Genomic DNA, 23,822 nt, shown 5'->3' on the forward strand with positions numbered 1-23,822 from the left:
TAAGGAGGATATAGTATGAAAAAATACAAGGTTAAAATGGGGCAAATAGATTTTGTATTATTTGCAACCATAATGCTTCTTGTGTCAATCGGAGTGGTAATGGTTTATAGTTCCAGCTCATATTATGCTGCTTTCAAAGTTAATGACCCAGAATTTTTTTTAAAAAAACAATTTATGTGGGCATGCGCTGGCTGTATTTTTATGGTTACAGCTATTAAAACTGATTATCATATTATAAAAAAATATACTAGAATTATTATGTTGTTTACTTTAGTATTATTAATGGCTGTATTTGCTTTTCCAGCCATTAATGGAGCTAAAAGGTGGATTCCATTGGGATTTGCAAATTTTCAACCATCCGAAATTGCAAAATATGCAATAGTATTATATATGGCTAAAAGCTTAGATTTAAAAGGTGAAAAAGTTAAAGAATTTTTAAGAGGGGTACTTCCATATCTATTAGTTTCGGGATTTTATGCAGGACTAATTTTGATAGGGAAAAATTTGAGCATTGCAGCTGTTATAATGATAGTTACTATGATAATTCTATTTGCAGTGGGCGCAAAATTTTCTCACCTTTTAGCTTTAAGTTCATCACTCGTCGCTGCGGTTGTTGCTCTATCAATTCTTGAACCGTATAGATTGTTAAGAGTTATGAATTTTAGGAACCCCTTTGCTGATAGTCAAGGTTCTGGATATCAACTAGTTCAATCATTACTTGCACTTGGGTCAGGGGGAATTACTGGTTCAGGAATTGGCCAATCAAGGCAAAAATGTTTATATATACCTGAACCACATACGGATTTTATTTTCGCAATAATTGGAGAAGAATTAGGTCTAATCGGATGCGGTTTTATAATCTTATTATTCGTTATTTTTGTATGGCGTGGTATTAAAATAGCAGTTACAGCGAGAGATATGTATGGTACTATTTTAGCTATAGGGATTACCTCTGTTATAGCTGTTCAAGCAATTATTAATATAGCAGTAGTTACTGGATCGATGCCAGTAACCGGTGTACCGCTTCCTTTTATAAGTTATGGTGGATCATCTCTGCTTTTCAATATGTTTGCAATGGGAATACTTTTAAATGTGTCAAGGCAAACTTCAAATAAAAATTAGAATAAAAGGCGTGCACATGTGCATGCCTTTTTCTACGCTTAATATTGTAAAATATTAATTTTTTTAAAATACTTAAAAATACATTGAAATTGAGATGTAAATAATTAAGTTAAGTGTTATTATATAATAGAGGCGAATTTCAAACCATATTTATGTAAATAAACTTGGTTATTCGTTATAATATACAATTTTAGCATGTTGTAATTTAGTAAGCTAATTTGTAAAAAAATATATATTATTGAATGCGGGGAAGTGAATGACAAAAAAGAATAATAATCATAAAAAAGGGAATTATATTATAAAAAATAAAGAAAAATTATTACATAGAAGAAAAAGCAAAAAAAAAGTAAAGTATCTAATGTTACTAGTCATAATTATGATATCTACATTAATTACATTATGCATTAAATTACCTTATTTTAACATTGGAACTATTGAAATTGTTGGAAATATGAATGCTTCTAAAGTTGAAATCAATGATACGGCGAGTGTTCACTTAGGAGGTAATATTTTTTCTGAAAGTTTTAAGGATAGCCAGCAACAAATCATGAAAAATCCGTATATAGTAGGTGTAAAAGTTAGGAAAGACCTTCCTAATAAGATTGTAATAGAAATAGAAGAAAGAGTAGCTGTGTTTTATGGTAAATTAAACAACGCTTATTATATTCTAGATAACAAAGGTATTTTGCTTGAAAAAAGGTCGAATGTTAAAGATATGAACTTAGTGAATTTAATTGGATTTAATTTTGAAAAGTGTGAAGTAGGTAATTTAATTGCGCCAAAGAATGATAGGAAAATAAATATTGCAGTGGAAATAACAAATATTATTGATGATTATAGAAAGAATAAAGGCAATAATATTATAACGATGGTAGATGTAAGCAATGTATTAGATATCAAGGTTTACGCGGGGGAAATGTGTATTAAACTTGGTACAAGCGAAGACTTAAAAAACAAATTTAATAAGTCAATAAATATTATTACACAACCTCAATATAAGGGTGAAAAGGGATATGTAGATGTTAGTTCTAAAAGCAATCCAGTTGTTTTTATAGAACAAAAGAGTAAAAAATAACAATATTTATCTCCCCCAGAGAGTAGCAAGGAGGAAGTATATGAAGAAGTTTAAATCCCAAATATCTATTGGTATAGTATGTGTATTATTAGGATTTATGATCTCTTACCAATTTAAAATGATAGGAAAACAAAATTCAGCAGCAGTAGTAGATACCAATAAGAATACACCAGAAATTATAACTGAGAACGAGCAACTTAAAACGAGCAAAGAAGTTATGCAGAAAAAGATAGATGAGTTAGATGCTAAAACGGCAAAATATGAAAAGACGAGCATGGGAGATAATGAAAAAAGTGAGTTGCTATATAAAGAATTGGAAGAAACAAGAATTCTTACTGGGCAAATCGAAGTACAAGGTCAAGGTATAATAGTTTATATAGATCCTAAGAGTGACATTTTTGGTAGTAACACTGAAAACCAGCAGGCGATAAACGATGTGGATTTAGCTCATATAGTAAATGAATTAAATTCAGTAGGTGCTGAAGCGATTTCTATTAATGATATTAGGTTAACTACCCGTAGTGGAATAAGAAACGCTGGAAATGCAATTATTATAAATGATGAAAGGATTTCTTATAGTAAAAGGGTTACTATTAAAGCAATTGGAGATAAAACTAGATTGGAAGGTGCTATAAAGTTCCCAGGAACAATCTCACAATTCTTGAGTAGTGCGTGTGATGTAACTACGAATACAGTAGATAAAGTTGTGATTTCTAAATATAACAAAGTATATAAATTCGAGTATGCAAGACCAGTAGAAAAGAAGTAGAGGTGATTAAATGGTTGCTTTCGTAGGGTTATTAATAGGAATTATATTAGGAGTTGTGTGGAATGTTGATATTCCAGTTGGATTTTCTCCGTATATTTCTGTAGCGATTTTTGCGTGTTTAGATTCAGTGTTTGGCGCATTAAGAGGTTCAATTTCACATAATTTTAGAGCCGATATTTTTATATCAGGGTTTTTTGGAAATGCAGTGTTAGCTGTAGCGATGGTTTATCTAGGCGATAAATTAGGAATTCCAATTTATTTAGCTGCAGTTATAGTATTTGGCGGAAGAATATTTGAAAATTTTGCGATTATTAGGCGGCTTTTAATAGATAAAACAAAATCTCATTAATGAGGTGATTAAATGAAAAATAATGAAGCTACCGTTTTTGTTTTTATTGCTTCGATAATCCTAGGACTTCTTATTGCTATGAATGTTGGATTTGAAGGGAAAAATACTGTTTTAGATGTAAAACAGTATGATGTAGCCTACAATGAGAGAACTAAATTGTATTCTGAATTAAGCAATTTAAAAGAAGAATATTATAAAGCCTATTCAAAGCTCGAAAAATATGATAGTAGCGATGAAAAAAAAGCTGAAATTACTAAGGTTATTCAAGATGAAGTTAGTAATAATAATATATTCTTAGGGAAGACTGACGTTGAAGGTCCTGGAATTATAATTACATTAGATGATGCTGATAATTATGTTAATACTAATCAGTTAATTCATGATAATGATGTTATTCAAGTGATAAATGACCTCAGAAATGCAGGGGCAGAAGCAATTTCTGTTAATGGAGAAAGGATTATTTATGATAATTATGGATTCTGCGGTGGGCCTTATATAAATTTACATGGGGTTAAGATAGTAAGCCCATTTTATATCAATGCCATAGGGAATAAAGATGTGTTGTATAATTATTTAACGCTAGACCAAACATATATGACATTATTGAAGACTAGAGATGTTAAAATTAATATTCTTAAGACGGATAATGTAGAAATAGCTGCATATACGGGCTATTTTAAATATAATTATATGAATCCCACAAAAAAATAAATTGGTTTAATTAAAAATTATATTAATTTATAAAAAAATGAAGGAATTTTATCTTTAACGAAGAAATAAGTAGAAATAGGAGATGACATTAATAATTGTTTTATGTCAGAAAGATTATTAAGGAGGGGACGGATAGTTGACTATTGGGGAAACTTATAACAAAATAAAAAGTGAGATTCCAGAAAATGTAACGCTAATATGCGTTTCTAAGACTAGACAAATTGATGAAATAAAAGAAGCATACACAGCTGGGGCTAGAGATTTTGGAGAGAATAAAGTACAAGAATTAATTGGAAAATATGATAGCTTAGACATTGACGCTAGATGGCACTTTATAGGACATTTACAGACAAATAAGGTGAAATATATAGTTGGAAAAGTTTATCTTATTCATTCTTTAGATAGCGTACATTTATTGCAGGAAATTGAAAAGCGTTATGCTTCTAAAAATGAAATTGCCAGGGTTTTAATTCAAATTAATATAGGAAAAGAAGCTGCAAAGACAGGTATAGCTGTTGAAGAAATAAGTTCTATAATAAAAGTGTGTGAAGAATGTAACAATGTGAAAATTAAAGGACTAATGGCTACAATTCCTATCGGTAACGATGAGAGTTCTAGAGGATACTTTACTCAGATGAAAACTATATTTGATGATCTAAAAACTTTTAAATATAAAAATGTTTCCATGGAAATTCTATCATTAGGTATGAGTAAAGATTTTAAAATTGCGTTAGAACAAGGCGCTAATATGATAAGACTTGGTGAGAAAATATTTGGTAAACGAGATTACAAGAAACTGGAGGTATAAAAATGTCAAGTAAAGTAGTGAATAAGGTTATGGGATTTTTAGGTATGGCAGAGGAAGAAGAGGATGAAGTTCAAGAAATGGAGAATGAAGAGGAAAATGTGGATATTGAATCATTGATGAATGCAAACAAAAAGCAAAGTAAAGTAGTAAATATTCATACCTCAACATCTATAAAAGTAGTCATCATAAAACCAGATGATTTTGATGAAGCAACTACTATCAGCGATAATTTAAAAGCTAGAAAAATCGTAGTAGTTAACACTAATGGATTAGAAGCTAAAACTGGTCAAAGATTATTAGATTTTGTTGGAGGAGTATGTTACGCTTTATGTGGTGAGCTTCAGCAAGTAGAAAAAGGAGTATATATAATTTCTCCTTCTAATGTAGAAGTTGATAATGCATTAAAAAATGAACTAAGCTCAAAAGGGATTTTTAATTGGAATAAATAAAATGAAAATATTTTAAGGGTAGTAATGAATAATTGTTATTTCATTTGAGAAGTTCAGGAGGTTATAAAATTTGTATAGATTAATTGGAATTATTTTTAATGTGTTAGAGTATGCAATTCTTGCAGAAGTTGTTTTATCTTGGGTTTACAGGGGGCGGTCAAACCAATATATAGAGTTATTACATACGGTAACTAGACCTCTATTAGAGCCAGGTAGAAAAGTTCAAGAGAAATATTTTAGTAATACAATGGTAGACTTTTCACCAATAATTGCACTTTTTATTTTGATGATTTTAAGGAGAATTGTGTATATTATACTGTGAATAATTTAGTAAGGTAGGATTTAAATGGATAAAAAAATTTTTTTTAACAGTATGAATTGTGATGATAAAAATTTAATTTCTAATATATATAGTAAAATGCAAATAGCTGAGAAGACAAATAAAATCATATTTACTAATGATTTTATAACTCCGGCTATATGGAATCAAATATCAGCTATATGTGAAAAGTATAAAACAAAAGCGTTTACTAATGGTATATTTAAAGATGCCGACAGGAGAATGTTATCATTTTCAGTTGACGGAGAACCAGAAGAATATCCTATAGATTTATTGAAAATAATAAATAAATCCAAATTTAACAAATTAGAGCATAAGGATTATTTAGGTGCAATAATGTCTCTAGGAATTAATCGAGAAAAACTAGGTGACTTAATAATTCAAGATGCAATATGTTATGCACCAGTTACTAGTGACATGAGTAATTACATAATTAATAGTTTGAATAATATAGGGAATTGTCCATGTGAAGTTAGTGAATATGATTATAAATTACAGGACCTTCCAGAGAGGGAATTCCAAGAGAAAATCATTATATCTACGTCACTTCGCCTTGATAGTATGGTTTCAGCTATATGTAATATTTCAAGAAATAATTCAGTTGCACTAATATCTTCGGGCAAAATATTAGTGAATTACTTTCAGTGTTTAAAAAAAGATAAGGTTATCAAAAACAATGATACTTTAACAATTAGGGGATATGGAAAGCTAAAAATTGCAGATATTATAGGAATCACTCAAAGGGATCGTTTAAAAGTTGCAATAAAGCAATATATTTAGTTGAGGGGGAGCAAGATGAGAATAACATCTATGGATATTAACAATAAAGAGTTTAAAAAAGGCTTAAGGGGATACAATGCTGATGAAGTCGATGAATTTTTAGATAAGGTATCTGAAGAATATGAAATAATGTATAAAGAGAATTCGACTTTAAAAGAAAAAAAGAACCTTTTAGAAGAAAAATTAGAGCATCATGTTAAAATAGAATCAACAATTCAAAATACATTAGTATTAGCTCAAAATGCAGCAGAACAAGCAAAGTTTTGCGCTCAAAAGGAAGCTGAATTGGTTATTAAAAATGCAAATGACTCTTCTCAAAGATTGATAGATAAGGCCCATAATGATGTACTTAAGATAAATGATGAATATGAACTAACTAAGCAAGAATTTGCAAAGTTTAGAACGAAATTTAGAAATTTTATGAATTGTCAATTTGAGATGTTTGAAGGTTTAGAAAATGACTATTTTAGAAACTACAATTTGGGTAATGAAGTTAATGAAAATAATGATAATATAAGCGAGAGTGAAACAGATGTTTCGTTAAAATATTCTGATGTAACACTCAAAGACATTGACGAAAAAGAGTTTAATAGCAATGATATAGAAGAAATAAAAACCTTTTTTGCAAAAGGGTAAAACATAGAAATCTCACTCACTGGGTGAGATTTTTTATGTAACAAAACGGCAAAACTGAATGAGTGTAGCGTGTACTACACTAGTTATTTTAAGGAGGAATATAAAAATGAATATAGGTATTATTGGAGCAATGAAAGAAGAAGTTGAATTTTTAGTTAGGGATATGGATTTTAAAAGAAAAGATATGAAGGCCGGAATGGATTTTAGGCTTGGTGTTATACATAGTAAAAATGTAGTTATAGTTACTAGTGGTATTGGCAAAGTAAATGCTGCAGTGTGCACTCAAATATTAATTGATGATTTTAATGTGGATTATATTATAAATGTTGGTATTGCAGGTGGGACTGTCGAGAATATATATCCGGGGGATGTTGTAATAGGTGAAAATTTATTACAGCATGATATGGATGTGTCTGCATTTGGTGAAAAAAAGGGACAGATTCCAAGGTTAGATACTTTTGATTTCAAATGTGACACAACACTAATTCAATATGCGAAAGAAGCATGTAAGGATATAAAAGGACATAAGTATTTTACTGGAAGAATTGTGTCAGGAGATCAATTTATTGCAGAAGCTTCTAAAATAAATTGGCTTAATTCTGAATTTGAATGTTTGGCTTGTGAAATGGAAGGAGCAAGTATTGCTCAGGTGTGTTATTTAAATGAAGTTCCTTTTATTGTTATTAGATCAATATCGGACAATGCAAGTAATGGGGCTCATATGGAGTATGATGAATTTAAAGATATTGCTGTGGAGAATTCTACAAACATTTTAAATAATATGTTGAAACTGATTTAAAAAAAATAATTATTATTAAATAAGTGTAATAAAATTCTTTCCATGAGAAAACATAAGCATATAGAAGTTTTATTTGTTTAATATTACTACTATATTAAAACTAGAGGAGTTGTTATCGTGGAAAAGAATAAAATACAATATTTTAAAGAAAAATTAATAAGTGAACAGGTGCGGGTCCTTGATATTATTAATCAAATGAAACAAAATGGAGTTATAGATTCTAACAGTGAAATAGCAACCGAGTTGTCTTTTTATGACAATCACCCGTCTGATACTGCATCTGAATTATTTGATAAGGAAAAGGGGCTCGCACTTAAGGGAAATGAGATGTCAACTATCAAAAAAATTGAAGATGCTTTAAAAAGCATTGAAAATCATACCTATGGTAAATGCAAGAGTTGCGGCAGCGATATAAGTGACGAACGGTTAGAATTTACACCATACGCAGAAAACTGTGTGTTATGTCAAAAATCCATTGATAAAAACAAGCCAGCAGAACAAAACAATAGATGCGTTGAGGAAGATGTACTTGGGATACCCTTTAGATACAGTAATAGCGGTGAAGTAGGTATTGATGCTGAAGATACTTACCAGACAGTAGAACGTTTTAATAAATTAGAAAATATATCTGAGTTTTATGATGATGACGACGACGGTTATGTTGAACCTATAGAGAAAATAAGTAATGAGCAATATAAAAATCAGTTACCAGATTAATTTAGGCAGACTAAAAAAGTATATATTGCAAAGAATTTTTAGTTTAAAACTACATTTGTAGCAATATATACTTTTCTTTTTTATAAATAGGAGGAAGGGTATGGAGGCATTAATTATTTTCTTAGGGCTTATATTGGACAGATTAGCCAAAGTTTGGGCACTAAGTTCTTTGAAAGAAAAAAATGGAGTTGTATTAATTAAAGACTTTTTTAAATTGGAATATTTAGAGAATAGAGGAGCCGCTTTTGGGATTTTGCAAAATAAATTGATATTGTTAGCTTTAGTTACGTTACTTATTATATCAGGTATGATATATTATATTATTAAGTACAAGCCAAAATCGAAACTTCTAAGGATAAGTTTTGCTTTTATTATAAGTGGAGCACTCGGAAATTTATATGATAGAGTATTTTATAAATATGTAGTAGACTTTATTTTAATTCATTATAAAGCGATATATTATTTTCCAACATTTAACATAGCGGATGTGTTAGTAGTTGTGGGAACGGCGATTTTGGCAATCTCTATAGTAAAGGAAGAGGTATAAATGGACAGATACGAATTTAAAGTTGATGAAAGTTCAGTTGGTACAAGATTAGATGTTTTTATTTCTAGTAAGTTTGAAAATAAATCTAGATCATATATTCAGGGAATAATTGAAGGTGAAAATGCGGCTGTTAATGAAAAATGCAGAAAAAGTAATTATAAATTAAAACTAGATGAATTAATTACATTAGGTATTCCAGAGCCCGTAGAGTTAGACGTAAAAGCAGAAGAAATACCATTGGACGTTTTATATGAAGATAGTGATGTAATTGTAATTAATAAATCTCAGGATATGGTTGTTCACCCTGCACCAGGCAATTATAGTGGTACCTTGGTTAATGCACTCTTAAATCATTGCACAGATCTATCAGGCATCAATGGTGTGCTTAGACCAGGGATAGTTCATAGGATTGATAAGGACACATCTGGAGCATTAGTGGTAGCTAAAAATGATAACGCCCATAATTCTCTTGCAGCGCAACTTAAAGATCATTCAATGACAAGGAGTTATTTAGCCCTTGTAGAAGGTGTAATTAAAAGTGACGTAGGCACAATAGATGAACCAATCGGAAGACATCCTAAAGATAGGATAAAAATGGCAGTAGTTGAAAGTGGCAAGAAAGCTGTTACCCACTTTAAAGTAATAGAAAGATTTGATAGTAATACATTAGTAGAATGTAACTTAGAGACAGGGCGAACTCATCAAATAAGAGTACATATGGCAAGGATAGGACATCCTTTAGTTGGCGATTTGATATATGGTTATAAAAAGCAGAGCTTTAATTTAAAGGGGCAAGCTCTTCATGCGAAAAAACTTGGATTTATACACCCAAGTACTAATGAATACATGGAATTCATTTCACCCCTTCCAAGTTATTTTGAAAAACTGGTTACTAAGTTAAAAAATAGTTGAAATAGCGCATAACATGTGATAGTATGGTGGAAATACAATATCATATGTCATGTGTATTGTGTTATCAACATAATATTTATCCCTTTAAATGTTCCAGAGAGATCATAAGGATAAAGATACTAATACTATTATGTAAGTATAGTATGCCTTTACCTTTTGGTGAAGGCTTTTTTATATTAAGCTCATTAGAAGAAATAATACTATTAAGTAGGAGGCTAGGTTATGGAATTTAAATCAGTGCTGTTAGATGAAAAAGCCATAAAAAGAACATTGACAAGAGTAGCACATGAAATTATTGAAAAAAACAAAGGAACAGAAAACATTATGCTTGTGGGAATAAAAAGACGAGGAGTACCAATTGCAGAAAGAATTGCTCTTTTAATAGAACAGTTCGAGGAAATTAAAATTCCAGTAAGCAGTGTCGACATTACCTTATATAGAGATGATCTTACATCAATAGACAATCAGCCAGTATTAAATAATGTAGACTTGAACATAGATGTAATAGGTAAAAAAATAATTTTAGTAGATGATGTTCTGTATACTGGAAGAACTGCAAGAGCTGCTATTGATGCCATAATAGATAAAGGTAGACCTCAAATGATACAATTAGCTGTTTTAGTAGATAGAGGACATAGAGAACTACCTATTAGGGCAGATTATGTAGGAAAAAATATACCTACTTCAGGTAAAGAAATTATTTCTGTTGAACTTTTAGAAACTGATGGGAAAGATTCAGTAAGCATATTTGAACTGTAGCTTCGAAGAAGATAAATAGCTTCGAAGAAGATAAATAGCTTCGAAGAAGATAAATAATCTTTTAATATAGTCCAGTGAGACTAAAAGGGGGAACAAAATGAAAAATTTTGTAGATGTTGATGAAAAATTACCTTTAATAAAGACTATCCCATTAAGTTGCCAACACTTATTTGCTATGGTGGGTGCGACTATACTTGTACCAATGTTAACAGGTCTTAGCCCATCAATTGCGCTATTTTGCAGTGGTGTGGGAACACTATTGTATATTTTATGTACAAAAGCTAGGCTTCCAGCATATGTAGGATCATCTTTTGCATTTATAGGACCGATGTCAGTTGCAACAAAGTTATATGGACAAAGTTCTATGTTGTCGGGCATTATTGCAGCAGGGTTTGTATATGTAATTGTAGCTTTAATTATTAAACTTGCAGGAACCAAATGGCTAGATAGAGTACTGCCCCCAGTTGTGGTAGGTTCCGTTGTAATTGTAATAGGACTTAGCTTAGCTAGCGTAGCAATAGATTGGTCGGGTCTCAATGCATCATTTACAACCCCAGCACTTGAAGGTGTATCTAGAGGTACATGGGTATTTATATCAATGGCAACACTTGTCATAGCAATAATGGGTACTATGTATTTTAAAGGATTTTTCGGGGTAGTACCAATTTTGATTGCAATGGTAGTAGGATATACACTTTCTGTATTTTTAGGAGTAATTCCGAGTGAAGTTTTAAAGGAAATATGGTCTGCAAAACTTATTACATTACCAAGTTTTGTTATGCCTTCCTTTAACATAAATGCTATTATGCTTATTGCCCCAGTATCTTTCGTAACACTCGCTGAACATATCGGTCATGTATATGTTACAAGTAATGTTTGCGGAAAAGACTTCGCAAAAGATCCGGGGCTTCATAGATCAATCCTTGGAGACGGTGTTGCTACCATGTTTGCTGGGTTTGTAGGTGGTCCTCCTAATACGACTTATGGTGAAAACATAGGAGTTATGGCAATCACAAAGGTTTATAGTGTTTGGGTAATTGGAGGAGCCGCTATCATCGCAATTATATTATCATTCATAGGACCAGTATCTGCGGTAATAGGAAATATTCCACTACCTGTAATTGGGGGAGTTAGTGTAATGTTATTTGGAATAATTGCATCCTCTGGTTTTAGAATTTTTGTAGAAGATAATGTTGATTTTAGTAAAAAGAGAAATCTGATAATTGCTTCAGTAATAATAGTTTTAGGTATTGGTGGAGGCGGCATTAAGTTTCCATTAGCAGGGTCAGAGGTAGAAATTGCAGGAGTGGCTTTAGCAACTTTAGTGGGTATAATATTGAACTTAGTTTTACCTGAAAATAGTAAGTCAGGAGATAACTAATAAGGTTTTCAAACAAAAGTGCCAGAGTAGTTCAGGCACTTTTATTTCAATGTGCTTAATTTAAAAATTCTAGACAATACTAACAAATAGAGATATTATAATATAAGAGAGATACGAGAAATAACGTAAGAAGAAATGGGAGAGATAATATATGATGTATACTTTAATTGCCACTACTACTTTTGGAATAGAAGCGGTTACAGCAAAGGAACTAAAGGCACTTGGATACGAAGATTTAAAGGTTGAAAATGGAAGGGTAACCTTTGAAGGGGATGAAATGGATATTGCTATATGCAATACTTGGCTAAGAACAGCAGAAAGACTTTTTATAAAGATGGCTGAATTTAAGGCATTGTCTTTTGAAGACTTATTTCAAGGAACACTCGCAGTCGATTGGGGTAATTTAATACCAGAAGACGGCAATATGCATATCGTAGGTAAATCTGTAAAATCACAACTCCACAGTGTGCCAGATTGTCAAGGCATAGTAAAAAAAGCGGTAGTTGAGTCTATGAAGAAAAAATATGATAAAGAGTGGTTTTCAGAAGAAGGACCTGAGTATAAGATAGAGGTTGCAATCTTAAGAGACGTAGTAACTTTATCAGTAGATACTTCGGGTGCGGGATTACATAAGAGAGGATATAGAGAATATGCTGGTGACGCACCACTAAAAGAAACTTTAGCTGCAGCCCTTGTATTAATAAGTAAATGGGATAGCTCAAGAGTTTTAGCTGACCCGCTTTGTGGTTCGGGAACAATTGCAATAGAAGCAGCTCTTATAGCTAAAAATATTGCCCCAGGTATAAATAGAAAATTTGTAAGTGAAACTTGGCCTAATATAGAGAGTGATATTTGGAAGCAAGTTAGGGAAGGTGCAAGAAAAACTGTAAGTCCTAATGAAGTTGAAATACTAGCTTCTGATATTGATGGAAGACTATTAAAGACCGCAATTGACAATGCAGAGAAAGCAGGAGTCAAGGATTCTATAAAATTTCAAAAAATACCAATGCAAAGTTTTGCGTCTAGGCAGAAATATGGAGTTATAATAACAAACCCACCATATGGAGAAAGATTAGGTGAAGCAGAAGAAGTAAAAAGACTGCATGTTGATCTTGGAGAAATGTATTCAAGCTTAAATGAATGGTCTTGCTTTGTTATAACAGCTAACCGTGAGTTTCAGAGGGACTTTGGAAAGAAAGCAGATAAAAATAGGAAATTATATAATGGAAGATTACTATGTTATTATTATCAATATATAAAAGAGATACCTAGGAAAAAAAAGGAAGACTAAGAGTGTAGCCGTATGGAAATTCTCCTACGTGCCTTGAAATAAGACTCAAAACGTGAAATTCAATCAATAAATTCTAATTTTTTGCGAATATAAAATTTTCTGACGTTCGCACTCCATTTATTGTCAGGTTCATGAGAATTTTATATTAGCAAAAGAAGAATTTCTAAATGAAGATAAGACAAGTGATATTATACATATATCACTTGTCTTATCTTTTGACTTAAAGTTCGTTGAATGGATTAGAAAAGTAGTTATGTAATTTCAAAAAAATGCTGGATTTAACGATGATTTAATGTTGAATACGGTATATCTATACTGATTTTATTCATATTAGTACCATCTGTATTAATTAAATATAGTTCGTATGCAGGAGATACATCAGGCCAGTTTGTATACTTAAAAAATAAAAGTTTATCGCTCTTATGATAATAAGTAGGACTATTTGCAGATAATCTTAGACTAGTTAATTGTTTAGCTCTTCTCGTTTTAATATCCATAGTATATAGTTCATATTCAAAGGGGCTAAGACTTTTAGCGACAGCTGAAAAAGCAATAGAATTATTATCGGGTGATAATTTTATATCGCCAATTGTGCCATTTTTTTCAATTGTTCCATAATCTTTTATGGATAGAATTGAAATTGGATTGTTTAAAGCATTTAATGAAATTGTGGAAATGTTATTTCCTACTTCATCAGACCTGTTAAAGATTAAAGTGTTTCCATCTTTTGTAATATTTAAATTTTTTAGTTGATACTCTTTAATAAAGGTAAGTTGCTTTAAGTTCTTTCCATTTATGTCAACAGAGAAAATATCATATTCATGTGGAGCAGTTGAAGCTATAGGTGAATAATGTTTATAAGTCTTTGCTTTTAAAAAAAATATTTTTTGATTATTAGTGGACAAAATAATTTCCGTGATTAAGCCGTCTACTTCTAAAATCTTATGGTCATTTTTTCCGTTTTCATTCATAACACATATAGATGACCTTAGCTTCTTTTTATTATTAGGCGTGTTTATATAAAAAATTTTAGAATCATCTGAAGAATAAACAGGAGATAAATATGAATATTGCTTCTTCGCGGTTGCTAACTTAATTAAATTTGTTCCATCCGTTTTTGTTGTATATATTGATGCTGACCCATTTTTATAATAAGAAAATGCTATTCTTTCATCATTTGAATTAATACTTACATGGTTATCTAATCCCGTGTATTCATCATCATAAGGTTTGAAAATTAATATTAGTGAGCCTATAATTAATAAGCCTGTAATTAACGTAAAAATAAAAATACGTTTCATGCTTTTTATCCATCCTTTCATTTTTCATTATTATTATCATTTATCTTTTCTTTATGGTTTTAGACTAAACATTAGTTTTACGCATATTATCATATTCAATTATATTACATTTCATTCCATTTTCCATCACATACGCTACTGGTGGTAATAATATGGCAGCTGTTACCGGGTAGAAATTCATTTGCTAGTATTTAATATAACTGCATGGTATATTAAAATAAATAACAAGTCAATTTTACACAGTATTATGATTACATGTATTCATATATATAATAATAGTTGGAATTTGTAACCAATTTATTGTATGTTTTTTATGGGTTGGAAAGATGAATGCAAATATTTTTATGCGCAAAAAAGTATATATTACGTGCAATGCAATTGAGCAAGCTTTAGAACTTCTTATTTTAGTTTTAATTAAGATGCGTTATGAAAACATATGCTTGAGCGACAGCGAGTTTATGTTTTTAGCAGATTAATTAAAACTAAGATTAGTAGTTCTTAGCGAAGTGAATGCATTAATAGTATTGCAATACGCGTAATATATACTTTATTTATTTATTCAACTCTTTCTAAAGTACTTTCTATAGGGGTTATATACATAGTTTTATTTGTTGAGTAAATAACCATACCAGGTTTTGAACCAGAAGGTTTCTTTACATTTCTCACCTGGGTATAATCAACAGGTACACTAGAGGAATTTTGGGACTTGCTATAAAATGCTGATAAGTTTCCAGCCTCGAGTAGGGTGGTTTCAGGTATATCACCAATATTTTTAATAATAACATGAGAACCAGGTATATCCTTTGTGTGAAGCCACATATCGTTTTTATTGGCAAGTTTTAAAGTTAAAAAATCATTTTGAATATTATTTCTACCAACATAGATATCAATGCCTTCACTTGAAATGAAGTGCATAGGTTTGGTCGGCTTTGCCTTTCTATTTTTACCTTTACTGTGTTTTTTTAATGTAATATAGTCAGTTTCTATTAATTCATTTTTAATATCTTCAATTCCATTATAATTTTCTACATTTAGTATGTTAGTGAGTACAGAATGAAGATATTTTAACTCGTTTTTAGTGAGAGTCATTTGAATTAAGCCCATTTCTTCTGCTATCTTAAATTTATTATATTTTTTGTAATAGTATTGAACATTCTGCGATGGAGTTTTGTTTTCATCAAGTTTAATTTTAATGTACTCACCATCTTCACTGTAATAATTTAAAAGATTAGCAACTTTGTCACCCTTTTTAAGGGAGTGTATATTTGCAGTTAAGAGTTCACCATGTAATTTAAAGGTGCCTTTAGTTTTACAGTCATTTAAGGTCGCGTTTAGTATTTTCACTTTTTTATCACAACGATTAATATTGTTATTAACTATTTTTTGAAGGTTTGAGCTTTTAGAATTTAATCTATCATGTTTATCTTTTCTAAAATAAAAAGTCTCTATTAACATAGATGGTGATTCAAATCCTTCAAAATCACAATCTTTTAATGAAGTAAGTTTTATACAATGGAAATCTTTTAGTTTATCATTCATAGCATAGGCCGCTAAAAAAATATTATCATGCATGTTTTTAAAGATGCTTATAGTGAAATCATAAATGTTTTTAGCGTGATCTAAATCAAAAACAATATTTTCCTCGTAGTACCTATAAACAAGTTCTGATGATAAGTTGGAGCTTATTCCTGTAAAAGCACCAGTGAAAAACTTTTCGGCGAATGGTATGTTTTTATCTATTAGATATTTATAGAATTCATCATACTCAAAATTAAAAGGATCTAGTTTTGTGGAAGCGGGAGGGTATATATATTCTACACCTGTGTATAAAACACGATAACTGTTGACGTCTGAACTAACATGCTTAATGCTATCCATAATTAAATTATCACGGGTACGAACTAGGCTAATATTACTGTGCCTGCCCATTATTTCAACTATTAATGAGTATACACTATCAAATCCTAATTCATCGCTGCTTTTAAAGTCAATAACTAGTATTCTATCTGAATTTAGTTGTCTTACATCTAAAACTGTGGCAGTATTTAAATATTTTCTTAGAACCATGCAAAATTTAGGCGCCTGTATTGGGTTTTGCTTATTAAAGTCTGTAAAATGAATTCTAGGATAATTGGAACTTGAACTTATTAATAACTTATAGACTTTTCTATTTTTTTTGAAACTTAATATAATTTCATCTTTTTCTGGTTGGGTTACTTTATCAACTCTACAATCTATGATTATATCTTTTATTTCCTCAACGAGGCTAGATAAATAAATTCCATCTAATGCCATATATATCATCCTTTCCTTCTGAAATGTAGTTAAATCAGCATAAATTTATATTTATGCTTTGTAAATAATATATTATATAATATACTATTATTAAGATGTATTACTATTAATAGTATACCATTAAAGAAAATTATTGAAAAGTCATGGTATGCGGATAGCAAAGAGGAGGAGTTATATGGAAATTATAAAGTTTACAAAAATGCAAGGAACGGGAAATGATTTTATTGTTATTGAAGATTTTGAGGGTAAATATGACAATTTAGAGCAGTTAGCTAGTAAACTTTGTGATAGGCATTTTGGAATAGGTGCTGATGGTATTTTAATGGTTAGAAAAAGTAATATTGCAGATATACAAATGATAATTATTAATGCTGATGGTTCATATGCGTCTATGTGTGGTAATGGCATAAGATGCTTTGCCAAATATATTTGGGAAAAAAAATATGTGCAAGGCGAAAATATAAAAATTGAAACTGGTGATGGTGTAAAGCTCGCAAGTATACGCATTAAAGATGGAGTTGCTGAAAGTGTAATTATAAATATGGGAAAATATAATTTTAACACTAAAAGTATTCCAGCTTTAGAAGAGGGAGAAATAGTTAATAAAAAGTTAGAGATTAACAATAAGGAGTACTATATTACGTCATTGCTTATGGGTGTACCACATACTATTGTTTTTGGGAAACATGAAGATTATAAGGTAGAGGAAGGGAAATTAATTGAGAATTACGGTTTATTTCCTGAAAAAACAAATGTAAACTTTTGTGAAATAGTATCTAAAAACATGATAAAGGTTAAAACTTGGGAAAGAGGTGCAGGGCCAACTCTCGCCTGTGGCACGGGTAGTTGTGCATCAGTGGTAGCAGCCAATAGATTAGGGTATATAGAGAAAAAAGTATCGGTACAGGTTCCAGGTGGATTACTTAATATAGAGATTGTTAAAGAAGAGGTTCTAATGGAAGGGCCTGCAGAAATTACATTCGACGGAAAATTTTTTCTAAATTAATTTGCATACAACTGTCTATTTACTAATAGCGCAGTTGTTTTTTTATTTTATTTGTTTTTTTAAAAGTGAATATAATTTCTAAAAGTGACAATCATTACAAATGTGATACGCTTTATAAAGTTTACATATTAAGGAAAGGTAAAATAACATGAAAAAAAATTTACTAAAGTTATTATTAGATAAAAACCTAATTACCGCAGAGAGTTATAAAGAGGTAAAGGAGATTTCACTTAAGAAAAATTGTAGTGAAGAACAAATAATACTGTATGACATTAAGATAGATTTAAATGATCTTATTTCAATAGTAGAGAATGATTTTAGCATACCATATGTTGATTTAGAATCTATTTGCACAAAGAATAGAGCATTTAATCTAGTTTCAAAAGAAATAGCAAAAAGATATTGTTTAATACCTTTTTATGATAAGAACAATGAAGTATATGTGGCTTTTTCAAATCCCTTTGAAATAAAAGTTCTTGATGAACTAAAATTTATAACGAATAAAAAGATTAAAATATTCTTTGGCCGAGCTAGCCAAATCTCGGATGCTATCGAAAATTGTTATGGAAAACAAATTGTCGATGTTGCAATTGAAGAAATGAAACAAGAATATATGCTAGAAGCCAAGCAAAAAAATGAAGATGGTAATTCAACATTTTCTATTGAAAACGCACCTGTTATAAGGATAACAAAATCCTTGCTAAAACAGGCTGTAAATGAAGAAGCAAGCGATATTCATCTGGAGCCTTTTAAGAATTTCACTATAATCCGAATGAGAGTAGATGGAATATTAAATGAAATAAACCAAATTCCTAGTAATGTATATAAATCCTTATGTACAAGAGTGAAAATAATGGCGAATATGGATATAGCCACTAAGTTAATCCCATTAGATGGAAAGATAACTGAAAATATAGATGGAGTAGACTACGATTTTAGGGTGTCCTCGTTGCCAACAATGTATGGAGAAAAACTAGTTATAAGGGTTTTATATAAAGCGGAAAGATTCATTAATTTGGACTCACTAGGATTTAGCCCTGATAAAGTTATGATCTTAAGGGATACATTAAAACTTTCTCATGGAATGATAGTGGTAGCGGGACCTACAGGAAGCGGGAAATCAACAACATTATATGCGCTGCTAAATGAAATCAATAGTAAAAGTAAAAATATTATTACTATAGAGGATCCTATAGAATATAATATGCCTAGAATTAATCAAGTAAATGTAAATAATAAAGCGGGTCTTACTTTCTCAAATGGGCTCAGAAGCATATTAAGGCAAGATCCAGATGTAATAATGATTGGAGAAATACGAGATGAAGAAACAGCACAAATAGCTGTGAGGGCATCAATAACGGGACATTTAGTTTTATCAACGCTACACACGAATAATGCCAATGCTTCAATATCTAGGCTTATAGACATGGGTATTCCATCATATTTGGTTGCGGATTCATTAGTTGTGGTAGTAGCTCAGAGATTAGTAAGAAAATTATGCCCTTTTTGTAAAATCGAATATGAGATTGCTTATGAGAAATCTAAGCATTTAGGATTTAAGGGCGGAGAAAAAGCATATACTGCTTTAGGATGTAATAAGTGCAATGAGACTGGATATAAAGGGAGAACTGTGATATATGAATTATTAAAATTAGATAGTAATCATAAATCTATTATAGCAAGAAGTGGAATAAATGATGAGCTTTGGAAATATTGCAATGAAAAAAAATCAAGTTCGTTTATGGAGAGTTGTAAAGAGCTAGTGATTAATGGTGTAACCTCAATAGAAGAATTTGTAAATGCTACTTATAGCTATAATTTAAAATAAGGTAGCTGAAACTAATAACAAGTCAAGTATGACAAGTGATAGGTGAAATATAATATGAGATATAAATACACAGCTAAAACATCAAATGGAACTTTAATAAAGGGCAGTACTGAAAGCGACAGTGCTTACGAATTAGCATTAAGCTTACGTGAAAAAGAAATATTTTTAATAAAAAGTAAGAGGATAAAAAAAATAACTCGTATCTCAAGTAAACCTAATTTGAAAATGATATCTATATTTTGCAAGCAATTCTCAATATGTATTAAATCGGGTATACCAATATGTGATATTCTTAATTTGCTTTACGAGCAAATGATTCATAAATCCATAAAAAAGAGTCTTATTAGCATTAGAGAAAATGTACAAAAAGGTAATTCACTATTTGTAAGTATGAAGAAGACTGTAAATGTATACCCTGAGTTTATGTTAAACATGATTTATTTGGGTGAGGAGAGTGGAAAACTGGATACAATTCTAGGGGAATTGTCTAAGTATTATGAAAAGGAGTATAAGCTCTTAAAAAAGTTTACTAATTCTATGATTTATCCCTGCACAGTATTCCTAACATTAATGGTTGTATCATTGTTTTTGATTCTAAAGATAATCCCAGTATTTATATCAAACTTAAATTCTCTTGATGCAGATATTCCACTAATAACTAGACTTGTTTTAGAATTCAGTAATTTTGTGCGTAGCAATTCATTAGGGATTTTAATAACTTTTTTAATTCTTATTTTTGTTTTTATCGAATGTCTTAAAACTGAAAGTGGAAAGGTTATTTTTGACAAATTTAAATTTATGTGTCCAATAGTAGGTCCGGTGCATAAAAGGATTATTTATACAAAGTTTTCTAGAGGACTTAATATTTTATTAAGCAGTGGAGTGGGGTTACTTAAAGCGTTTGAAATAATTGATGATGTTATTGGTGATAGATATTTTAAGTTAAAGCTTAAAACAGTTTTTAATGATATAAAAAAAGGAGAAAGTTTATCGAATTCATTAGATGCAATGAACCTATTCCCACAATTTTTTGTGGCTATGATAAAAATAGGCGAAGAAACGGGGAATTTAGATGAAATGTTTTTAACAGCTGCCGATATATTCTATGAAGATGCTCAGGAAAATGTAGAGAAAGCCACAGTACTATTAGAGCCAATTCTAATAATATTTTTAGGAATTATGATTGGCACAATAATACTCGCTGTTATGCTACCTATGCTTAATGCTATGGACTCTGCGGGTAAATTTTAACGACTTCAGAAGGAAAGTCTCCCACTTCTATAAGTGAGAGTTACATACTATAATAAAGAGAAAACTTCAGTGAGAGTATAAATTTCCTTCTGAAGTCGTTAATTCATCTTCTAAGAAGATGAGCAGCTCCACAGGAGATGATTTAATGATGAAAAAGAGTGGATTTACATTAATTGAGACGATAATAGTTATATCGATTATGAGTATAATTGGTGGATGTAGCGCTATTTCTGTTAGGTATTATAAAACAATAAGAAACAAAATAGATGCGGATTATTATTGTAATGCTGTAGTAGGTTTTATTAATAATTCAAAAATGTATTGCAAAGAAAATTCTTGTAGTGCCGTTATAACTTTTGATATACCAGGAAATCAAATGATGTTACATGCTGATGGTGTGCCGATAAACAATCTAGCATTATCAAATAAGATAGTATTAGATAATGTAAATGTGGACCAAAGTAAAATGGGTATAGATAATGAGGGCTATATTAAGGAGGCGTACACAATAACCTTAAAGGAAAATAATTTAGTGAAACATAAAATTACAGTGAGAGTAGGTACGGAATATATTAAAATTATTGAGTAAAAGGGGATTTACATTAGTGGAGGTATTGTGTAGCCTCGCAGTATTCTCCATCATTTTCATTTGCATGATGTCCTATGAAATAGCTTCTTTAAATATAAAAAAGGATATTAAAACTATGAATAATAATGTGCTTCTAATGGAAAGTTTAAAAAACAATATTATATACTCTATGACATATGAAGAATTAGAGCAGTTAAAGACAGATAAGAAATTTTTCGTAAACAAAGAAAATCTAAGCTTTTATAAGAGTGAAACTGATGTAAGGAATGTGTTTTCAAATCAGCGGCCTGTTTCGAGTCCGTATATGGAATTAACATTTTCAGGTCCAGATAAGAATGTTTATAAGCTAAATCTTTCATTATATTCTGGAAAGCTAAACAATGTTTCAGAATTACAGTGCAGTTTCTATAAAGGTGACCATAAATGAAGAAAAAGGGATTTACACTTATAGAAATAGTAGTTGTTATGGCATTGGCATTTCTAATGATAGGGGTAATAGGTAGTTTGCTTATATCTTATGTGAAAAGCTATAAAAATAGTATATTACAAAACAGGGGGTTTAATTATTTGAATGATGCCATATGTATAATAGAAAAAGGAGTAAATCAGAATGTCAGAGAAGTAGAAACATCTAGAAATATTATTACGATAAATTATTACAAAGGAAGTAGTCCCAAATATATAAAACTGCTTAATGAGAAACTTGTTGTTTCTTCTAACAAAACGAGTAATTTGCGCAATAATACAATTATTGATGATGTGAAAGAATTTGTGGCTATAAAATCCGGGAAAATTCTTTATATTAAAGTGGTTTGGTACAATGGGCAAAGTATTGAGAGGTGTTTAGCGATAGAAAATGCAAACTAAAAAGGGGTTTATATTGATTTATACGATTTTGTTAGGGATTATCTGCTTAACTATCATGATGTATATATTTGATATTCAAATGTCAGAAGTGGAGTATTCTGCAAGTAATAAAAAACATATATTAAAAGAGGATAATTATCAAAGAGACAAAGAATATTTAATGACTTTATTTTTTACTTATATTAATGAAAATAAGGAGAAAATAAAAACAGATGGAACAACTAAGGTTTTTAGTGATTCTACAGGCGACATACCAGAGTATAAAATAATAGAGTATGATACAGCTAAGGCGATTTACTCTAAAAAAACAAATGAATTAATTATTAAAACAGTTGACCAATATAGAACAACTAGAAATGATTATTTTAAATTAGAAATTATTGATGAAAAATTTCAGATTATATTTATAGAAACTGAATATATTTATAAAATCTGATTATTTTGTAAATAAAGGAGGTAAAAAATGAAATTTAGAAAAAATATGATTTTAGAAGTTTCAAAGCAAAGAGTATCAGGTATAGAATTTTCTAAAAGATCTATATTAAATAAAGCTGTAAAGATTGCTTGTGAAAATACATATTATAAGGATACGCTAAATATAAAAGATTTCAAAATTGATATAAAAGATAAAAATTTATATGTTCTTGTTGAAGGAGAGACAGTATATATTAAGCTGGTAAAATTGCCTTTAGTTAAAAAATATCTAATTAATGATATGATTAAAAATGAATTAAGATATTATTATAAGGACATAGATCATATTGCATATACTTATAAGTTGATTAAACAAGACAAATTCAATATGGAAATATTAGTTTTTTGCCTAAATGGAAATAGATTAGATATCTTAGAAGACAGCATTAATAATAATATTAATCTGAAAAAAGTAAACTTAATTCAGTTTTGCTTTAAAAACTATTATTCTAACCAAATGAATATGGAAAACTATGTTCTAGTTTTCTATTATAATTCCAATTTGTATTTTTTAATATGTCATAATGATGAAATCGTGGTTAATAATATTATAGGGGTTAAGGACTTACTATTATTTAAATTTTCAAATGTAATGAACAAATTTTTAGAAAAGTACAATGACTACGCAAAACTATGTGAGAAGATATATTATGCAAATATTGAGGAATTGAATATTGATGAATTTAAATATTTAGGATTAAATCATCAAATATTAGGTGAGTTAAATCGAGAAGAATTGCTGAAATATATAGTAATAAGAGGGTAG

The 23,822-nt window shown here is 30.0% G+C and carries 27 protein-coding genes; 25 read left to right on the top strand and 2 right to left on the bottom strand.

The genetic code is table 11. The features are described from left to right. Positions 1 to 15 precede the first annotated feature (15 nt). The 17 genes from spoVE (at position 16) to ACWJJT_RS00810 (ending at position 13,445) form a co-directional block, all read left to right on the top strand. Positions 16 to 1,122 (top strand): stage V sporulation protein E, encoded by a 1,107-nt coding sequence (gene spoVE / locus ACWJJT_RS00730; RefSeq protein WP_462955679.1) that lies wholly within the window; start codon positions 16 to 18, stop codon positions 1,120 to 1,122. Between the two features lie 256 nt (positions 1,123 to 1,378). Then, a complete protein-coding gene (locus tag ACWJJT_RS00735) occupies positions 1,379 to 2,197 on the top strand; it encodes a cell division protein FtsQ/DivIB (RefSeq protein ID WP_462955680.1) in 819 nt (272 codons plus the stop codon). 40 nt (positions 2,198 to 2,237) lie between these two features. Next, positions 2,238 to 2,966, top strand: coding sequence for a DUF881 domain-containing protein (locus tag ACWJJT_RS00740; RefSeq protein ID WP_462955681.1), 729 nt, complete (start codon positions 2,238 to 2,240; stop codon positions 2,964 to 2,966). 10 nt (positions 2,967 to 2,976) lie between these two features. Continuing rightward, entirely contained in the window at positions 2,977 to 3,315 is a 339-nt protein-coding gene (locus tag ACWJJT_RS00745; RefSeq protein WP_165412109.1) for a small basic family protein, read from the top strand. 12 nt (positions 3,316 to 3,327) lie between these two features. After that, complete coding sequence (locus tag ACWJJT_RS00750; protein WP_462955682.1) at positions 3,328 to 4,026, top strand: DUF881 domain-containing protein; 699 nt, start codon at positions 3,328 to 3,330, stop codon at positions 4,024 to 4,026. Between the two features lie 136 nt (positions 4,027 to 4,162). Continuing rightward, complete coding sequence (locus ACWJJT_RS00755; protein ID WP_462955683.1) at positions 4,163 to 4,834, top strand: YggS family pyridoxal phosphate-dependent enzyme; 672 nt, start codon at positions 4,163 to 4,165, stop codon at positions 4,832 to 4,834. Between the two features lie 44 nt (positions 4,835 to 4,878). Further along, positions 4,879 to 5,283 (top strand): cell division protein SepF, encoded by a 405-nt coding sequence (locus ACWJJT_RS00760; protein WP_462956714.1) that lies wholly within the window; start codon positions 4,879 to 4,881, stop codon positions 5,281 to 5,283. Between the two features lie 70 nt (positions 5,284 to 5,353). Beyond that, positions 5,354 to 5,605 (top strand): YggT family protein, encoded by a 252-nt coding sequence (locus tag ACWJJT_RS00765; protein WP_462955684.1) that lies wholly within the window; start codon positions 5,354 to 5,356, stop codon positions 5,603 to 5,605. Between the two features lie 24 nt (positions 5,606 to 5,629). Then, positions 5,630 to 6,403 carry a YlmH family RNA-binding protein gene (locus ACWJJT_RS00770; RefSeq protein ID WP_462955685.1) on the top strand — a complete coding sequence of 258 codons (774 nt, stop codon included), beginning with the start codon at positions 5,630 to 5,632 and terminating at the stop codon, positions 6,401 to 6,403. Between the two features lie 15 nt (positions 6,404 to 6,418). Further along, positions 6,419 to 7,039 (top strand): DivIVA domain-containing protein, encoded by a 621-nt coding sequence (locus ACWJJT_RS00775; RefSeq protein ID WP_462955686.1) that lies wholly within the window; start codon positions 6,419 to 6,421, stop codon positions 7,037 to 7,039. Positions 7,040 to 7,145: 106 nt separating this feature from the next. Beyond that, complete coding sequence (locus ACWJJT_RS00780; protein WP_462955687.1) at positions 7,146 to 7,838, top strand: 5'-methylthioadenosine/adenosylhomocysteine nucleosidase; 693 nt, start codon at positions 7,146 to 7,148, stop codon at positions 7,836 to 7,838. A gap of 117 nt (positions 7,839 to 7,955) precedes the next feature. Continuing rightward, positions 7,956 to 8,555: a TraR/DksA C4-type zinc finger protein gene (locus tag ACWJJT_RS00785; RefSeq protein WP_462955688.1), complete on the top strand. Its 600-nt coding sequence runs from the start codon at positions 7,956 to 7,958 to the stop codon at positions 8,553 to 8,555. Positions 8,556 to 8,655: 100 nt separating this feature from the next. Then, positions 8,656 to 9,102 carry a signal peptidase II gene (gene lspA / locus ACWJJT_RS00790; protein WP_462955689.1) on the top strand — a complete coding sequence of 149 codons (447 nt, stop codon included), beginning with the start codon at positions 8,656 to 8,658 and terminating at the stop codon, positions 9,100 to 9,102. Beyond that, positions 9,103 to 10,014 carry an RluA family pseudouridine synthase gene (locus ACWJJT_RS00795; protein WP_462955690.1) on the top strand — a complete coding sequence of 304 codons (912 nt, stop codon included), beginning with the start codon at positions 9,103 to 9,105 and terminating at the stop codon, positions 10,012 to 10,014. It abuts the gene before it with no gap. Between the two features lie 222 nt (positions 10,015 to 10,236). Continuing rightward, the gene (gene pyrR, locus ACWJJT_RS00800) at positions 10,237 to 10,773 is read left to right on the top strand and encodes a bifunctional pyr operon transcriptional regulator/uracil phosphoribosyltransferase PyrR (RefSeq protein WP_462955691.1); all 537 of its coding nucleotides are present in this window, start codon (positions 10,237 to 10,239) and stop codon (positions 10,771 to 10,773) included. 97 nt (positions 10,774 to 10,870) lie between these two features. Further along, entirely contained in the window at positions 10,871 to 12,154 is a 1,284-nt protein-coding gene (gene uraA / locus ACWJJT_RS00805) for a uracil permease (RefSeq protein WP_462955692.1), read from the top strand. Between the two features lie 151 nt (positions 12,155 to 12,305). After that, positions 12,306 to 13,445: a THUMP domain-containing class I SAM-dependent RNA methyltransferase gene (locus ACWJJT_RS00810; RefSeq protein WP_462955693.1), complete on the top strand. Its 1,140-nt coding sequence runs from the start codon at positions 12,306 to 12,308 to the stop codon at positions 13,443 to 13,445. 278 nt (positions 13,446 to 13,723) lie between these two features. Here ACWJJT_RS00810 and ACWJJT_RS00815 read toward each other — a convergent pair whose 3' ends face one another. Then, positions 13,724 to 14,746 (bottom strand): TolB family protein, encoded by a 1,023-nt coding sequence (locus ACWJJT_RS00815; RefSeq protein ID WP_462955694.1) that lies wholly within the window; start codon positions 14,744 to 14,746, stop codon positions 13,724 to 13,726. A gap of 555 nt (positions 14,747 to 15,301) precedes the next feature. Then, positions 15,302 to 17,041 (bottom strand): Rqc2 family fibronectin-binding protein, encoded by a 1,740-nt coding sequence (locus ACWJJT_RS00820; RefSeq protein WP_462955695.1) that lies wholly within the window; start codon positions 17,039 to 17,041, stop codon positions 15,302 to 15,304. A gap of 184 nt (positions 17,042 to 17,225) precedes the next feature. Here ACWJJT_RS00820 and dapF point away from each other — a divergent pair, with 184 nt between their 5' ends. From dapF to ACWJJT_RS00860, 8 genes are all read left to right on the top strand, one after another. Next, the gene (gene dapF / locus ACWJJT_RS00825) at positions 17,226 to 18,047 is read left to right on the top strand and encodes a diaminopimelate epimerase (RefSeq protein WP_462956715.1); all 822 of its coding nucleotides are present in this window, start codon (positions 17,226 to 17,228) and stop codon (positions 18,045 to 18,047) included. A 148-nt stretch (positions 18,048 to 18,195) separates the two neighbouring features. Then, positions 18,196 to 19,875 carry a GspE/PulE family protein gene (locus tag ACWJJT_RS00830; RefSeq protein ID WP_462955696.1) on the top strand — a complete coding sequence of 560 codons (1,680 nt, stop codon included), beginning with the start codon at positions 18,196 to 18,198 and terminating at the stop codon, positions 19,873 to 19,875. 54 nt (positions 19,876 to 19,929) lie between these two features. Continuing rightward, the gene (locus tag ACWJJT_RS00835; protein ID WP_462955697.1) at positions 19,930 to 21,126 is read left to right on the top strand and encodes a type II secretion system F family protein; all 1,197 of its coding nucleotides are present in this window, start codon (positions 19,930 to 19,932) and stop codon (positions 21,124 to 21,126) included. A 145-nt stretch (positions 21,127 to 21,271) separates the two neighbouring features. Beyond that, a complete protein-coding gene (locus tag ACWJJT_RS00840; RefSeq protein WP_216302493.1) occupies positions 21,272 to 21,715 on the top strand; it encodes a prepilin-type N-terminal cleavage/methylation domain-containing protein in 444 nt (147 codons plus the stop codon). After that, complete coding sequence (locus tag ACWJJT_RS00845) at positions 21,708 to 22,142, top strand: prepilin-type N-terminal cleavage/methylation domain-containing protein (protein WP_462955698.1); 435 nt, start codon at positions 21,708 to 21,710, stop codon at positions 22,140 to 22,142. Before ACWJJT_RS00840 ends, ACWJJT_RS00845 begins: the two co-directional genes overlap by 8 nt. Continuing rightward, positions 22,139 to 22,582, top strand: coding sequence for a prepilin-type N-terminal cleavage/methylation domain-containing protein (locus ACWJJT_RS00850; protein ID WP_462955699.1), 444 nt, complete (start codon positions 22,139 to 22,141; stop codon positions 22,580 to 22,582). Before ACWJJT_RS00845 ends, ACWJJT_RS00850 begins: the two co-directional genes overlap by 4 nt. Before the next feature lie 13 nt (positions 22,583 to 22,595). Further along, positions 22,596 to 23,018: a hypothetical protein gene (locus tag ACWJJT_RS00855; protein ID WP_462955700.1), complete on the top strand. Its 423-nt coding sequence runs from the start codon at positions 22,596 to 22,598 to the stop codon at positions 23,016 to 23,018. Positions 23,019 to 23,045: 27 nt separating this feature from the next. Further along, on the top strand, positions 23,046 to 23,822 hold the full coding sequence (locus ACWJJT_RS00860; protein ID WP_220285925.1) for a hypothetical protein: 777 nt from the start codon (positions 23,046 to 23,048) through the stop codon (positions 23,820 to 23,822).

The sequence above is a fragment of the Clostridium sp. CM041 genome (genome assembly GCF_055081035.1).